The sequence below is a fragment of the Pseudomonas oplopanacis genome (genome assembly GCF_057128725.1).
The window spans coordinates 226,869-240,672 of sequence record NZ_JBSKHV010000004.1 but is presented as its reverse complement, the minus strand read 5'-3'; the positions used below and the strand labels follow the sequence as shown (position 1 = coordinate 240,672).

Annotated in this window: 13 protein-coding genes; 10 read left to right on the top strand and 3 right to left on the bottom strand. The window is 60.2% G+C overall.

Features of this window, described 5'->3' with window-relative positions; genetic code table 11:
* Positions 1-54 precede the first annotated feature (54 nt).
* On the bottom strand, positions 55-708 hold the full coding sequence (locus ACWKV5_RS11410) for an HD domain-containing protein (RefSeq protein ID WP_483841336.1): 654 nt from the start codon (positions 706-708) through the stop codon (positions 55-57).
* Between the two features lie 236 nt (positions 709-944).
* Here ACWKV5_RS11410 and ACWKV5_RS11405 point away from each other — a divergent pair, with 236 nt between their 5' ends.
* The 6 genes from ACWKV5_RS11405 to ACWKV5_RS11380 all read left to right on the top strand — a co-directional run bounded on the left by ACWKV5_RS11405 (position 945) and on the right by ACWKV5_RS11380 (position 6,773).
* Entirely contained in the window at positions 945-1,427 is a 483-nt protein-coding gene (locus tag ACWKV5_RS11405; protein ID WP_109785221.1) for a GNAT family N-acetyltransferase, read from the top strand.
* Between the two features lie 155 nt (positions 1,428-1,582).
* Entirely contained in the window at positions 1,583-2,575 is a 993-nt protein-coding gene (locus tag ACWKV5_RS11400; protein WP_483841335.1) for a 2-dehydro-3-deoxygalactonokinase, read from the top strand.
* Positions 2,576-2,594: 19 nt separating this feature from the next.
* A complete protein-coding gene (locus tag ACWKV5_RS11395) occupies positions 2,595-3,215 on the top strand; it encodes a 2-dehydro-3-deoxy-6-phosphogalactonate aldolase (protein WP_027924069.1) in 621 nt (206 codons plus the stop codon).
* A 45-nt stretch (positions 3,216-3,260) separates the two neighbouring features.
* Entirely contained in the window at positions 3,261-4,409 is a 1,149-nt protein-coding gene (gene dgoD, locus ACWKV5_RS11390) for a galactonate dehydratase (RefSeq protein ID WP_007903915.1), read from the top strand.
* Between the two features lie 189 nt (positions 4,410-4,598).
* The gene (locus ACWKV5_RS11385) at positions 4,599-5,909 is read left to right on the top strand and encodes an MFS transporter (RefSeq protein WP_483841334.1); all 1,311 of its coding nucleotides are present in this window, start codon (positions 4,599-4,601) and stop codon (positions 5,907-5,909) included.
* A gap of 60 nt (positions 5,910-5,969) precedes the next feature.
* Positions 5,970-6,773 (top strand): IclR family transcriptional regulator, encoded by an 804-nt coding sequence (locus ACWKV5_RS11380; RefSeq protein WP_027924071.1) that lies wholly within the window; start codon positions 5,970-5,972, stop codon positions 6,771-6,773.
* Here ACWKV5_RS11380 and ACWKV5_RS11375 read toward each other — a convergent pair.
* Entirely contained in the window at positions 6,770-7,822 is a 1,053-nt protein-coding gene (locus tag ACWKV5_RS11375; protein ID WP_483841333.1) for an NAD(P)-dependent alcohol dehydrogenase, read from the bottom strand. The two genes, ACWKV5_RS11380 and ACWKV5_RS11375, sit on opposite strands and share 4 nt — an antisense overlap.
* Positions 7,823-8,012: 190 nt before the next feature.
* On the opposite strand from ACWKV5_RS11375, the gene ACWKV5_RS11370 reads away from it, so the two are divergent.
* The gene (locus tag ACWKV5_RS11370; RefSeq protein ID WP_027924073.1) at positions 8,013-8,903 is read left to right on the top strand and encodes an AraC family transcriptional regulator; all 891 of its coding nucleotides are present in this window, start codon (positions 8,013-8,015) and stop codon (positions 8,901-8,903) included.
* Between the two features lie 90 nt (positions 8,904-8,993).
* Here the strand turns inward: ACWKV5_RS11370 and ACWKV5_RS11365 are convergent, their stop codons facing one another.
* Positions 8,994-10,658 (bottom strand): electron transfer flavoprotein-ubiquinone oxidoreductase, encoded by a 1,665-nt coding sequence (locus tag ACWKV5_RS11365; RefSeq protein ID WP_483841332.1) that lies wholly within the window; start codon positions 10,656-10,658, stop codon positions 8,994-8,996.
* Between the two features lie 548 nt (positions 10,659-11,206).
* Here ACWKV5_RS11365 and ACWKV5_RS11360 point away from each other — a divergent pair.
* The 3 genes from ACWKV5_RS11360 (at position 11,207) to ACWKV5_RS11350 (ending at position 13,802) form a co-directional block, all read left to right on the top strand.
* A complete protein-coding gene (locus ACWKV5_RS11360; protein ID WP_007945693.1) occupies positions 11,207-11,956 on the top strand; it encodes an electron transfer flavoprotein subunit beta/FixA family protein in 750 nt (249 codons plus the stop codon).
* 2 nt (positions 11,957-11,958) lie between these two features.
* On the top strand, positions 11,959-12,888 hold the full coding sequence (locus ACWKV5_RS11355; RefSeq protein WP_140667304.1) for an electron transfer flavoprotein subunit alpha/FixB family protein: 930 nt from the start codon (positions 11,959-11,961) through the stop codon (positions 12,886-12,888).
* 80 nt (positions 12,889-12,968) lie between these two features.
* Complete coding sequence (locus ACWKV5_RS11350; protein WP_483841331.1) at positions 12,969-13,802, top strand: substrate-binding periplasmic protein; 834 nt, start codon at positions 12,969-12,971, stop codon at positions 13,800-13,802.
* The last annotated feature ends 2 nt before the right edge of the window (positions 13,803-13,804 follow it).

Below are 13,804 nucleotides of genomic sequence, written 5' to 3'. Positions count from 1 at the left end.
ATGTTAGGTCTGTGGTTACCGATTTCAGGGTTAGCGCTGGCCGGAGTATCGCCTTCAGCAGACGCCGATCTCTTCCTTGAACTGCTCCATGAAACCCTTCAGGCGCTCATGCCTGATCTGCGCGAGACGTCGACCGGTTGGGGTCTGGAAACCGTCCGCGAGGTGCAGCAGCTTGGTCTGGAAGTGATCGAGGCAAAAGCGTTTGTCGTCGTAGTCGCGGTGCTGCGCCTCTGGGTCCAGCGGGTCGTACAACGCGCTGCCCATGCGCCCGGCAACGTAGAACGTGCGCGCGACACCGAGCAGGCCGAGGGAATCGAGACGGTCGGCGTCCTGCAAGATTTTCGCTTCGAGCGATGCAGCGGGAATGTTGGCGGAGAAGCTGTGAGCTTCAATGGCGTGGACCACTGCGCTGATGTTGGCGCCCGACCAATTCAGGTCGGCCAACACGGCGGACGCCTTCTCGGCAGCCAGTCGTGATGCCTGCGAACGCAGCGGCGAGTTCTTCTCCACCGACACGCAATCATGCAACAGCACCGCCGCGAGCAACACCTCAAGATCGCCGCCTTCCTGCGCGTGAATCGTGCGCGCGTTGTGCCAGACCCGCTGCAAGTGCGACAGGTCATGGGCACCGTCTTCTGAGGGTTCCAGCGCGTGGGGCAGCAAGTCAGCGGCGAGGGTTTGCAGAGGCGCGAATGCATCAATTGTCATGACAGTCCTTTGAAGTGAACACGTTTTTTTTGTGGCGAGGGAGCTTGCTCCCACTGGGTTGCGAAGCAGCCCCAACCCGAACGCAAAGTTATTTCAGTTAAATCCGGGTTGCCAGTTTTACGCCTGCTGCGCAGTCGAGCGGGAGCAAGCTCCCTCGCCACAGCGTTTTCTTATGTGACGGACGCAGCGTGGCAACTTAGTATGGCGTTTTCAACCTTTGACGAAGGCACGTCCCCATGACGATCGAGATCCGCCCGGCGACCCCCAGCGATGCACCGCAAATCCTCGGGTTCATCACTGAACTGGCCGACTACGAACGTGCCCGCCACGAAGTCATCGCCAGCGTCGCCGACATCGAGCGCAGCCTGTTCAGCGAAGGCGCCACCGCTCACGGCCTGATCTGCCTGCGCGACGGCCTGCCGATCGGCTTCGCCGTATTCTTCTTCAGCTATTCCACGTGGCTTGGCAGCAACTGCCTGTACCTCGAAGACCTCTACATCACCCCCGAACAACGCGGCGGCGGCGCGGGCAAAACCTTGCTGCGCCACCTGGCGAAAATCGCCTGCGCCAACGATTGCGGACGGTTTGAGTGGAGCGTGCTGGACTGGAACAAACCGGCGATCGAGTTTTACAAATCGCTGGGTGCGCAGCCGCAGGAAGAGTGGGTTCGGTATCGGATGGATGGGAAGGTGTTGCGCGAGTTTGCCGAGGGCCATTGATCGTCAGCCTTGTCACTTAAAAGATCGCAGCAATAAGCTGCGATTTTTTTGCGCGCATCCCAATATATGGGAGTGATATTTATATATTGAGATTGTCCCGCTTCCGGGTTTATAGTCCTGCTCACTCACTGCCAATAAACAAAACAGGTGAAGCGATGCTGGCGCAATTGATCGCGCTCGATTGGGGGACAACCTCATTACGTGCTTACAAACTCGCCGCGGGTGGCCAGGTACTCGAACAGCGTTCGCTGTCGTCGGGGATCATGCAGCTGCCGCGGACGCCGCGACTCATTAACGGTCAGGAATGCGCCGACGGTTTTGAACTGGCCTTTGATGAGGCGTGCGGTGACTGGCTCGACGCGCAGCCGGATTTGCCGGTGATTGCCTGCGGTATGGTCGGCAGCGCTCAGGGTTGGCGTGAAGCGGCTTACCGCGATACACCGGCGAACGTCGCCACTCTCGGAACGTCCCTACAAACAGTACGCAGCCTTCGCGGTGTCGATGTGCACATCGTGCCGGGTGTGATTCAGCGTTCGCGTTTGCCGAACGTCATGCGTGGCGAAGAAACCCAGGTGCTGGGCGTTCTGCAAAATCTTCAGGGCGAGGCGGGCAGCGATCTGTTGATCGGCCTGCCGGGCAGTCATTCGAAATGGGTGGAAGTGGCCGACGGCTGCATCGTGCATTTCGATACCTTTATGACCGGCGAAATCTTCGCCGTGCTCAGCGAACACAGCATTCTGGGGCGCACCCAGCAGCAAGGCGCGTCCTTCGATGGCCAGGCTTTTGATCGTGGGGTGCAAGTGGCGTTGTCGGCGGACGGCGAGATCGGCCCGCTGTCGACGGTGTTCAGTGCCCGCAGCCTCGGGCTGACCGGCGAACTGAGCGCCACGGCCCAGACGGATTATTTGTCGGGCTTGTTGATCGGTCATGAGCTGGCGGCGCTGGCGACGGCCCAGCGGCGTCGGCGCAACAGCGTGCACCTGCCTTCGATCATCCTCATCGGTAATGCCCAACTCTGTGCCCGTTACAGCCGGGCCCTCGACGCCTGCGGATTTGCCCGGGTGACGCTGGCCGAACAAGCCACCGAACGCGGGTTGTGGCAGTTGGCGCTCGCCGCCGGACTGATCACTTCCAACCCATCCCGTTAAACCTGACTGGAGGTCTGACATGCTCAAACACGCCTTGGCGCAAAACGGCCTGATCGCGATCCTGCGTGGCCTGCGCCCGGAAGAAGCGGCGGCCATCGGCGAAGTCCTGTACGCCGCCGGATTTCGCGTCATCGAAGTGCCGCTCAACTCCCCTGAACCGTACGAAAGCATCCGCATCCTGCGCAGCACCTTGCCCGCCGATTGCCTGATCGGTGCCGGCACGGTGCTGACGCCGGAGCAGGTCGAGCAGGTGAAAGCCGCTGGCGGCCAAGTGATCGTCATGCCGCACAGCGATCCGAAAGTGCTGCGGGCAGCGAAAGCGGCGGGGTTGTTCCTGTCGCCGGGTGTGGCGACACCGACCGAAGCATTCGCCGCGCTGGCCGAAGGCGCCGACGTGCTGAAGATGTTCCCCGCCGAGCAGATGGGCCCTGCGGTCGTCAAAGCCTGGCTTGCGGTGTTGCCGGCCGGGACCATTCTGGCGCCGGTCGGCGGGATCACGCCGGACAACATGCAGGTGTTTATCGACGCGGGCGTCAAAGGTTTCGGTCTCGGTTCCGGCTTGTTCAAACCGGGAATGACCCCAGAGGACGTGGCCGTCAATGCCAAGGCCTACGTGGCTGCCTGGAAAGCCCTTCGCTAAGACTTTTTGGCGCTGTGAGCGCTGCCTCTAATAAGAGAGAAGAAAATGAAAATCACCAAACTGACCACCTTCATCGTTCCGCCACGCTGGTGCTTCCTCAAAGTCGAAACCGATGAGGGCGTGACGGGTTGGGGCGAGCCTGTGGTTGAAGGTCGCGCCCACACCGTGGCGGCTGCCGTTGAAGAATTGTCCGACTACCTGATCGGCAAGGACCCACGCAACATCGAAGACATCTGGACCGTGCTCTATCGCGGCGGCTTCTATCGGGGTGGCGCGATCCACATGAGCGCGCTGGCCGGTATCGATCAGGCGTTGTGGGACATCAAGGGCAAGGCTCTGGGCGTGTCGGTCAGCGATCTGCTCGGTGGCCAGGTGCGCGACAAGATTCGAGTGTATTCGTGGATCGGCGGCGACCGCCCGGCAGACACCGCGCGTGCGGCGAAAGAAGCGGTCTCCCGTGGTTTCACTGCGGTGAAAATGAACGGCACCGAAGAACTGCAATTCCTCGATTCCTTCGAGAAAGTCGACCTGGCCCTGGCCAACGTCGCCGCCGTGCGTGACGCGGTCGGGCCGAACGTCGGCATCGGCGTCGACTTCCATGGCCGGGTGCACAAGCCGATGGCCAAGGTGCTGATGAAGGAACTTGATCCGTACAAACTGATGTTCATCGAAGAGCCGGTGCTCAGCGAAAACTACGAGGCGCTGAAGGAATTGGCGCCGCTGACCAGCACCCCGATTGCCCTCGGTGAGCGGCTGTTCTCGCGCTGGGATTTCAAGCGTGTACTGAGCGAGGGTTACGTCGACATCATTCAGCCGGATGCGTCCCACGCCGGCGGCATCACCGAAACCCGCAAGATCGCCAACATGGCCGAAGCCTACGACGTGGCGCTGGCGCTGCATTGCCCGTTGGGACCGATTGCGCTGGCGGCGTGCCTGCAACTGGACGCGGTTTGCTACAACGCGTTCATCCAGGAACAGAGCCTGGGCATCCACTACAACGAGAGCAATGACCTGCTCGATTACGTGAAAGATCCGCGGGTGTTCGATTACGACAAAGGCTTCGTGAAGATCCCGAATGGCCCGGGGCTGGGCATCGAGATCAACGAGGAATACGTGATCGAACGCGCGGCGGTCGGCCACCGCTGGCGCAACCCGATCTGGCGCCATGCCGATGGCAGTTTTGCTGAGTGGTAAGAGCTATCCGACTCAACAACACATAACCCCTGTGGGAGCGAGCCTGCTCGCGAAGACGGCGGCACATCCAACCTTGATGTGACTGCCAGAACGCTTCGCGAGCAGGCTCGCTCCCACAGTTTGATCTCCATGGTTAGCGAGATCTGCGTTTCACATTGACCTCAATAAACATAAGAAGAGGCACTCCTCATGCAACCGCAAACCCTCACCGGGCAAGCGTCGTTGGTGACGCCCAGTCGCAAGCGATTTTTCATCATGGTCCTGCTGTTCATCACCGTGGTGATCAACTACCTCGACCGCAGCAACCTCTCCATCGCCGCCCCGGCGCTGACCAGCGAACTGGGTATCGACCCGATCCATGTCGGGCTGATCTTCTCGGCGTTCGGCTGGACTTACGCCGCCATGCAGATTCCCGGCGGCTGGCTGGTGGACCGTGTGCCGCCGCGCATCCTTTACAGCGTCGCCTTGCTGCTGTGGTCGATCGCCACCGTGATGCTCGGTTTCGCCGGCAGCTTCATCGCACTGTTCGTCTTGCGCATGGCGGTCGGTGCCTTGGAAGCCCCGGCGTACCCGATCAACAGCCGCGTGGTCACCACCTGGTTTCCCGAGCGCGAACGCGCCACGGCCATCGGCTTCTACACCTCCGGGCAGTTTGTCGGCCTGGCCTTCCTGACGCCGGTTCTGGCCTGGCTCCAGCACGAGTTCGGCTGGCACATGGTGTTCGTCAGCACCGGTGCGGTGGGCATTCTGTGGGCGGTGATCTGGTACGCGGTGTACCGCGAACCCCGGGATTTCAAAGGCGCCAACGACGCTGAAATCGACCTGATCCGCGAGGGCGGCGGGTTGGTGGATATCCAGGCCGAACAAGCCAAAGTCAAAGCGAAATTCAGCTGGACCGACCTCGGCATCGTTCTGACCAAACGCAAGTTGTGGGGCATCTACCTCGGCCAGTTCTGCCTTAATTCGACGTTGTGGTTTTTCCTGACGTGGTTCCCGACCTACCTGGTGAAGTATCGCGGCATGGACTTCATCAAGTCCGGTCTGCTGGCGTCGCTGCCGTTTCTCGCCGCCTTCGTCGGTGTGCTGTGCTCGGGGTTCTTCTCCGACTTCCTGATCCGTCGCGGCTACACGGTGGGTTTCGCTCGCAAGCTGCCGATCATTGGCGGCCTGCTGATTTCCACCTCGATCATCGGCGCCAACTTCGTCGAGTCGACGCCGCTGGTGATTGCGTTCCTGGCACTGGCGTTCTTCGGCAACGGGCTGGCGTCGATCACCTGGTCGCTGGTTTCAACCTTGGCACCGGCGCGTTTACTGGGACTGACCGGCGGGGTGTTCAACTTCATCGGCAACCTGTCGGCGATTACCACGCCGATTGTCATCGGTTTCCTGGCGACCGGGGATTCGTTTGCCCCGGCAATTACCTACATCTCGGTTCTGGCATTGATCGGCGCACTCTCCTACATCTTGCTGGTGGGCAAAGTCGAGCGTATCAAGTTGTAGTGGCAGGCATCGGGCGACCATAATGCCGCCCGTTCACTCGCTCAACGGTAAAGGCTGGATATGCAGGAAGACGCCCCAAAAATCGCCAAGGACGCCGCCCCGACCGGCACCCAGACCCTGCTTCGTGGTCTGGGTGTGGTGCAGGCCGTGGCCAGTGGCGCCCGCGATCTCAAGGAAATCGCCCGGCTGATTGGCACGACGCGCAGCACCACCCATCGTCTGGCCAGTTGCCTGGTGGACGAGCGTTACCTGCGTGTGGTGCCGCAAGTCGGTTATCTGTTGGGTCCGAAGCTGATCGAACTGGGTTTCCAGGCGCGCGAAGAATTGCCGCTGGTGACCCTGGCCGGGCCGTATCTGGATGAGTTGTCGGCGTTGACCGGCGACACCATTCACCTGGCGATTCGTGAAGGCGACGAGGTGCTGTACCTGCACAAGAATCCGGGGCGCAATGGCCCGGAAATGCGTTCGCGAGTCGGCCATCGCATGCCGTTGGCCCGCACCGGGATCGGCAAGGCCTTGATGCTCGATGACTCGCAGGAAGAGTGGCAGCGGCTGTACGAAGTCAGCTTGCCGGCGGGTGGGAAGAACCTGTTTTGGCCGCAGCACCCGGAGCAATCCTGGGAGCAGTTTCAGCAGCGCATGGTCGAGTATGTCGCGGGCGGCTACGCCTTCGATCTGGAAGACAACGAACCGTCGATCCGTTGTGTGGCGGCGCCGATCCGTGATGCCAGCAAGCGCATCGTCGCCGGCATCAGCATCGCCAGCACCGTGCCTTACATGCCGCTGGAAAAAATGGCCGAGCTGATTCCCCTGATCAAAGGGGTCACAGCCCGGCTCTCGGCAGAACTCGGCGCGAAGGTTTAGACCTTCAGCGTCGCCATGTCGATCACGAAACGGTACTTAACGTCACCGGCGATCATGCGGGCGTAAGCCTCGTTGATCTGGCGGATGTCGAGCATTTCGATGTCGCAGGTGATGTTGTGTTCGGCGCAGAAATCCAGCACTTCCTGGGTTTCGGCAATCCCGCCGATCAGCGAGCCAGCCAGTACACGACGGCCCAACACCAGTTTGGCAGCGTGGACCGGCGGATCGATCGGTTCGATCAGGCCCACCAGAATGTGCACGCCGTCGAAACGCAGGGTGTCGAGGTACGGATTGAGGTCGTGCTGCACCGGAATGGTGTCGAGCAGGAAGTCGAAGTAGCCGGCAGCGGCTTTCATCTGGTCGGCATCGGTGGACACTATTACGTGGTCCGCACCTTGGCGACGACCTTCTTCGGCCTTGCTCGCCGAGCGGGTGAACAGCGTGACTTCGGCGCCCATCGCCTTGGCGAACTTGATGCCCATATGGCCGAGACCGCCCATGCCGAGGATCCCGACCTTGTCACCGGCCTTGACCCCGTAATGCTTGAGCGGCGAGTAGGTGGTGATGCCGGCACAGAGGATCGGTGCGGCGCTGGCCAGCGCGAGTTTTTCCGGGATGCGTACGACAAAGTGCTCGTTGACCACGATGCTGTCGGAGTACCCGCCCATGGTGTTGCTGCCATCGACCCGGTCCGGGGTGGCGTAGGTCATGGTCGGCCCTTCGAGGCAATACTGCTCGAGGTTGGACTGGCAGGCTTCGCAGCTACGGCAAGAATCGACCATGCAACCGACGCCGACCAGATCGCCGATTTTATGCTGGGTGACGTTCGCGCCGATGGCGGTGACTTTCCCTACGATCTCGTGGCCGGGCATCAGCGGGTACACGGCAATGCCCCACTCGTTGCGGGCCTGGTGGATGTCGGAGTGGCAGACGCCGCAGTAGAGAATTTCGATCGCCACGTCGTCGGCCCGAGGGCTGCGGCGTTCGAATTTTACGGGGGCGAGGGGAGTGGTGGCCGACTGGGCGGCGTATCCGATGGCGGTGTACATGAGGAACCTCGCAAAAGCAGTGACAGGTGAGGCGGTGCATTCTGGGCGCCGCACCTTGCACCGGCCATGGCGATTCCTCCGGGTGTCATGCCTATTCCTCCGGCATCCACGGGCGATTGATCAAATGCTCGATCAGACCTGCGAAGATGCTTTCATCCCTTTTTCCGCGACATTTTTGTGAAGAGCGCCCATGTTGTTGACCCGTCATCTCGATGCCAATGCCACGCTGGTTTCGCTGATTCAGCCGCTGACCACACGCGACGGCTTCGCGCCCACCGCGTTGCCGGGTGTGCAGGTATTGCGTGCCAGTTGTGATGTGGCGCGTGGGCCGCAGATCTATGAGCCGAGCCTGGTCATCATCGTCCAGGGCAGTAAATTGGCGTACCTGGGGCCGCGTACGCTGGAGTACGGCGCCGGTCATTATCTGATTCAGGCGCTGCCGGTGCCGTTCGAGTGCGAGACCTTTGCCGCGCCGGAGGGGCCGATGCTGGGGATTTCCATCGCGATCGACCGCACGTTGCTCGGCGAATTGGTGTTGGCCATGGGGTTGGTGGCTGGGCGCAGTATTGCGGCGCAGACGCTGGAGTCGATGACTTCGACTGTGCTCGACGACGCGATGCGCGGGTGTGTGGAACGGTTGCTGCGTTGCCTGCACGATCCGCTGGAATGCCAGGTGATGGGCCAGGCGCGATTGCGTGAGTTGTTGTTCGTCGCGTTGCGCGGGCCACAAGCCGATGTGTTGCGTGCACTGGTGGAGCAGCAGGGGCAATTCGCCCGGGTCGCGGCCTCGCTCAGTCATCTGCATGCGCATTACACCGAGCCGCTGAATGTCGAGACGCTGGCCAGTTGCGCAAACATGAGTGCGTCGACGTTTCATGAGCATTTCAAGCGCAGCACGTTGTTGTCGCCGGTGCAGTATCTGAAGCGCTTGCGTTTGCTCAAGGCGCAGCAGTTGTTGCTTTCCGAGGGCCTTGGCGTGGCGCAGGTGGCGCATCGGGTGGGGTATCAGAGCACGTCGCAGTTCAGTCGGGAGTACAAGCGCTACTTTGAGCGTAATCCCGGGGATGAACGCGCAGCCTGATCCACCGCAAATCCCTGTAGGTGCATGATCTTGAATCGCGGGCAACAAAAAGGCCCCCATTTCGGGAGCCTTGATGTTCAGGCGTTCGACTTACATGTTCGGGTAAGTCGGGCCGCCAGCACCTTCCGGGGTGACCCAGGTGATGTTTTGTGCAGGGTCCTTGATGTCGCAGGTCTTGCAGTGAACACAGTTCTGGGCGTTGATCTGGAAGCGCTTCTCGCCGTCTTCCTTGGTGATCACTTCGTACACGCCGGCCGGGCAGTAGCGCTGCGCGGGTTCATCGTACAGCGGCAGGTTTTTGCTGATCGGGATGCTCGGGTCGGTCAGCTTCAAGTGGCAAGGCTGTTCTTCTTCGTGGTTGGTACCGGAGATGAACACCGAGCTGAGTTTGTCGAAGCTGATCTTGCCGTCCGGTTTCGGGTAGTCGATCTTCTTGCAGTCAGCCGCTAGCTTCAGGCAAGCGTAATCCGGCTTGGTGTCGTGCAAGGTGAACGGCAGTTTGCCGCCGAAGATGTTCTGGTCGAGCCAGTTGAAACCACCGCCGACGATGGCGCCGAACTTGTGGATCGCCGGGCCGAAGTTGCGGCTGGCGAACAGTTCGTCGTAGAGCCAGCTCTTCTTGAACGCGTCGACGTAGGTGGTCAGCTCTTCGGTGCCGTCTTTCTCGGCGAACAGCGCCTCGGCCACGGATTCAGCGGCGAGCATGCCGGACTTCATGGCGGTGTGGCTGCCTTTGATCTTGGCGAAGTTCAGGGTGCCGAGGTCGCAACCGATCAGCGCGCCACCCTTGAAGACCATTTTCGGCAACGAGTTCAGGCCACCTTTGCAAATGGCACGTGCGCCGTAGCTGACGCGCTTGCCGCCTTCCAGGTACTGCTTGAGCACCGGGTGGTGCTTGAGGCGCTGGAACTCGTCGAACGGCGACAGGTAGGTGTTGCTGTAGGACAGATCGACGATCAGGCCGACGACCACCTGGTTGTTTTCCAGGTGATAGAGGAACGAGCCACCGGTGTTCTCGGTGCCCATGATGTCCAGCGGCCAGCCGGCGGTGTGAACCACCAGGCCTGGCTGGTGTTTGGCCGGGTCGATGTCCCAGATTTCTTTCAGGCCGATGCCGTAGTGCTGGGCGTCGGCTTCGCTGTCGAGGTTGAAACGCTTGATCAGTTGCTTGCCGATGTGGCCACGGCAGCCTTCGGCGAACAGCGTGTATTTGCCACGCAGTTCCATGCCCGGGGTGTACAGGCCTTCTTTCGGATGGCCTTCGCGGTCAACGCCCAAGTCACCGGTGATGATCCCGCGAACCACGCCGCTCTCGTCGATCAGCGCTTCCTGGGCGGCGAAGCCCGGGTAGATTTCTACGCCCAGGTTCTCGGCCTGCTGGGCCAGCCAGCGGCACAGGTTGCCCAGGGAGATGATGTAGTTGCCTTCGTTGTGCATGGTCTTGGGCACAAAGAGGTCAGGAATCTTTTGCGCGCTTTCAGCGTTCTTGAGAACGAAGATGTCATCGCGGGTGACCGGCGTGTTCAGCGGGGCGCCGAGTTCTTTCCAGTCCGGGAACAGTTCGTTCAGGGCGCGTGGTTCGAACACGGCACCGGACAGGATGTGAGCACCGACTTCGGAGCCTTTTTCGACCACGCAGACGCTGATTTCCTTACCGGCTTCAGCAGCCTTCTGCTTCAAGCGGCAGGCAGCGGAAAGACCAGCGGGGCCGGCACCGACGATGACGACGTCGAATTCCATGTATTCGCGTTCCACAGGTTATCTCCTACTCAAGGCTCAACAGTTTTTTTTCTAATTGGAGGTTTGGTGTCGCATCCATGAATCCCTGCACTAATGCCGGGAGGGGACAATCGATTAGTCACCTTTCTCTCTGGGTGGCGCATTATATCTACACCACTCCTAGCGTCCAATACAAACGTTTGTTTGAATTGGCTCAAAGCCAGAGAAATCAAAGTCACGCGGCTTACGAACGGCCATTTTGCCGTATTGACCGGAATAGGCGTTCCGGTCAAGATACGGTCGGTTTTGCGCTCGCCGTAGGCTGACTGTTGGTTTCAAGAGCACCTCTAAAGACAGGGCGATGGCAGTGGAAAGTGATGCGCAGCGCAGGTTTGGCTCGCAGTTTACACGCCGCGATATTGAATGACTCGTTGGTCACCACTGACGAACGGTCATGCACTTCATGAGCGATGGTCACTTGACACGTTTGCCGGCGTTTTTAGAGGTGCCCTTGCGCCCGATGAGCATCAACCGCCAGGTTCGCCTAGGCGACTTTCTTTTCACCGGAGAGTAACGAGGAATCCATGAAGGTTCTTGTAGCTGTCAAACGCGTTGTGGATTACAACGTCAAGGTCCGCGTCAAGGCGGACAATTCCGGCGTCGATCTTGCCAACGTCAAGATGTCGATGAACCCGTTCTGCGAAATCGCAGTGGAAGAAGCCGTACGCCTGAAAGAGAAAGGCGTTGCGACTGAAATCGTCGTCGTCTCCGTCGGCCCGTCCACCGCTCAAGAGCAACTGCGCACCGCGCTGGCTCTGGGTGCCGACCGCGCCATCCTCGTCGAATCCGCCGAAGACCTGACTTCGCTGGCCGTTGCCAAACTGTTGAAGGCTGTTGTCGACAAGGAACAGCCTCAGCTGGTGATCCTTGGCAAACAAGCCATCGACAGCGACAACAACCAGACTGGCCAGATGCTTGCAGCACTGAGCGGCTACGGTCAGGGCACGTTCGCTTCGAAAGTCGAAATCAGCGGCGACAGCGTTGCCGTGACTCGCGAAGTCGACGGCGGCGCTCAGACAGTTTCCCTGAAACTGCCGGCCATCGTCACCACCGACCTGCGTTTGAACGAGCCGCGCTACGCGTCCCTGCCAAACATCATGAAAGCCAAGAAGAAGCCTCTCGAAGTGCTGACTCCGGACGCTTTGGGCGTTTCCACCGCCTCCACCAACAAGACCGTGAAAGTCGAAGCGCCTGCTGCACGCAGCGCGGGTATCAAGGTCAAGTCGGTGGCTGAACTGGTCGAGAAACTGAAAAACGAAGCGAAGGTAATCTAATCATGACTATCTTGGTAATCGCTGAGCACGACAACAAGGTTGTGGCTCCGGCCACCCTGAACACCGTGGCTGCTGCCGCCAAAATCGGTGGTGACATCCACGTTCTGGTTGCCGGCCAAGGCGTTGGCGCCGTGGCTGAAGCCGCTGCGAAAATCGCTGGCGTGAGCAAAGTATTGGTAGCTGACAACGCTGCCTACGCTCACCAACTGCCGGAAAACGTAGCGCCTCTGGTTGCAGAGTTGGGCAAGGGCTACAGCCACATCCTGGCTGCCGCGACTTCCAACGGCAAAAACATCCTGCCGCGCGTTGCCGCTCAGCTGGACGTTGACCAGATCTCCGAGATCATCTCGGTCGAAAGCGCTGACACCTTCAAGCGTCCGATCTACGCCGGTAACGCCATCGCTACCGTTCAGTCCAACGCTTCGGTGAAAGTCATCACCGTGCGTGCCACCGGTTTCGACCCGGTTGCTGCTGAAGGTGGTTCGGCTGCTGTTGAATCCGTTGCTGCTGCTCACGATGCTGCGATCTCCAGCTTCGTTGGCGAAGAACTGGCCAAGTCCGATCGTCCGGAACTGACCGCTGCCAAAATCGTCGTTTCCGGCGGTCGTGGCATGCAGAACGGCGACAACTTCAAACACCTGTACGCCCTGGCTGACAAGCTGGGCGCTGCTGTCGGTGCTTCCCGCGCCGCGGTCGACGCAGGTTTTGTACCCAACGACATGCAGGTCGGTCAGACCGGCAAGATCGTTGCTCCACAGCTGTACATCGCGGTCGGTATTTCCGGCGCGATCCAGCACCTGGCCGGCATGAAAGACTCCAAGGTGATCGTTGCGATCAACAAGGACGAAGAAGCGCCGATCTTCCAGGTGGCCGATTACGGCCTGGTGGCAGACCTGTTCGAAGCAATCCCCGAGTTCGAGAAGCTGGTCTAATCCAGCGGCCTGACTTATAAAGAGCCCGACCTTTTGGTCGGGCTTTTTTTTGTTCCGGATTTGAGTAGGAGAGTGTCGCCATGGATCTGCGCCGTGTGTGTGGCTGGTCGTTATTGCTGGGCCTGACGATGTTGCCGACCTTGTCCAATGCAGCGGGCAAATGCGATCGGCTGATCGTGACCGGCAGCCCGGACGCACCACCGTACTTGTGGCAAGACCCGCAAAATCCTAAAAAGCTGATCGGTGCCAGTGCTGACCTGTTGCAGCAAGTGGCGGGGGAGTTGGGCATCAAGGTCGAGTTGCTGTATGCCGGCAAACGCGCCCAGGCGCTGGACGAAGTTCGCAGCGGGCGCATGGACATGTTGGCCGATGCAACGTTGACCGTCAGCGAACTGGAAACCCTGGATTACATTCATCCGCCGTTGCTGGAAAACGACTATCTGGTCTGGACCCGCAAAGACTCGGCATTGGTCTACAACCAGGCCCAGGACCTCCACGGCCATCCCGGCGCATTGTCGGAAAAGTCTCGAATGACCCCGGCATTCGGCACTTTTGCCGATCAGCAATTGACCCTCACCCGTACGCCCAACCTGACCCAGGCCTTTCAGAAATTGCTCTTGGGCGAGGTGGAATTTGTACTCGCCGGACGCTACTCCGGCACGGCGGCCGCGCAGGCGCTGAGCATGGCCAACGACCTGATCCCCCGTGCCGAGCCGATCGACAAACCCGGTCTGTACCTCGCGGTTTCCCATAACTCCGCCTGCAACGATCCGTGGTTGCGCGGACAGCTGGCCAAAAAGATGACAGAATTGCCCGCCTCAGGACTGACGGACGCCGCGTTGCAACGCAATATCGAGCGTTGGAAAACGCAGCAACAGCAGCAGCAACAACCTGTCAGTGCCCCAAAACAGTAGGG

Bases quoted from the DNA above. Each gene is read 5' to 3' on its own strand.
- ACWKV5_RS11375 (WP_483841333.1), bottom strand. From the start codon at position 7,822: ATGTACACCGCCATCGGATACGCCGCCCAGTCGGCCACCACTCCCCTC.
- ACWKV5_RS11395 (WP_027924069.1), top strand. From the start codon at position 2,595: ATGCTCAAACACGCCTTGGCGCAAAACGGCCTGATCGCGATCCTGCGT.
- ACWKV5_RS11410 (WP_483841336.1), bottom strand. From the start codon at position 708: ATGACAATTGATGCATTCGCGCCTCTGCAAACCCTCGCCGCTGACTTG.
- ACWKV5_RS11400 (WP_483841335.1), top strand. From the start codon at position 1,583: ATGCTGGCGCAATTGATCGCGCTCGATTGGGGGACAACCTCATTACGT.
- ACWKV5_RS11360 (WP_007945693.1), top strand. From the start codon at position 11,207: ATGAAGGTTCTTGTAGCTGTCAAACGCGTTGTGGATTACAACGTCAAG.
- ACWKV5_RS11385 (WP_483841334.1), top strand. From the start codon at position 4,599: ATGCAACCGCAAACCCTCACCGGGCAAGCGTCGTTGGTGACGCCCAGT.
- ACWKV5_RS11405 (WP_109785221.1), top strand. From the start codon at position 945: ATGACGATCGAGATCCGCCCGGCGACCCCCAGCGATGCACCGCAAATC.
- ACWKV5_RS11355 (WP_140667304.1), top strand. From the start codon at position 11,959: ATGACTATCTTGGTAATCGCTGAGCACGACAACAAGGTTGTGGCTCCG.
- ACWKV5_RS11350 (WP_483841331.1), top strand. From the start codon at position 12,969: ATGGATCTGCGCCGTGTGTGTGGCTGGTCGTTATTGCTGGGCCTGACG.
- dgoD (WP_007903915.1), top strand. From the start codon at position 3,261: ATGAAAATCACCAAACTGACCACCTTCATCGTTCCGCCACGCTGGTGC.
- ACWKV5_RS11370 (WP_027924073.1), top strand. From the start codon at position 8,013: ATGTTGTTGACCCGTCATCTCGATGCCAATGCCACGCTGGTTTCGCTG.
- ACWKV5_RS11380 (WP_027924071.1), top strand. From the start codon at position 5,970: ATGCAGGAAGACGCCCCAAAAATCGCCAAGGACGCCGCCCCGACCGGC.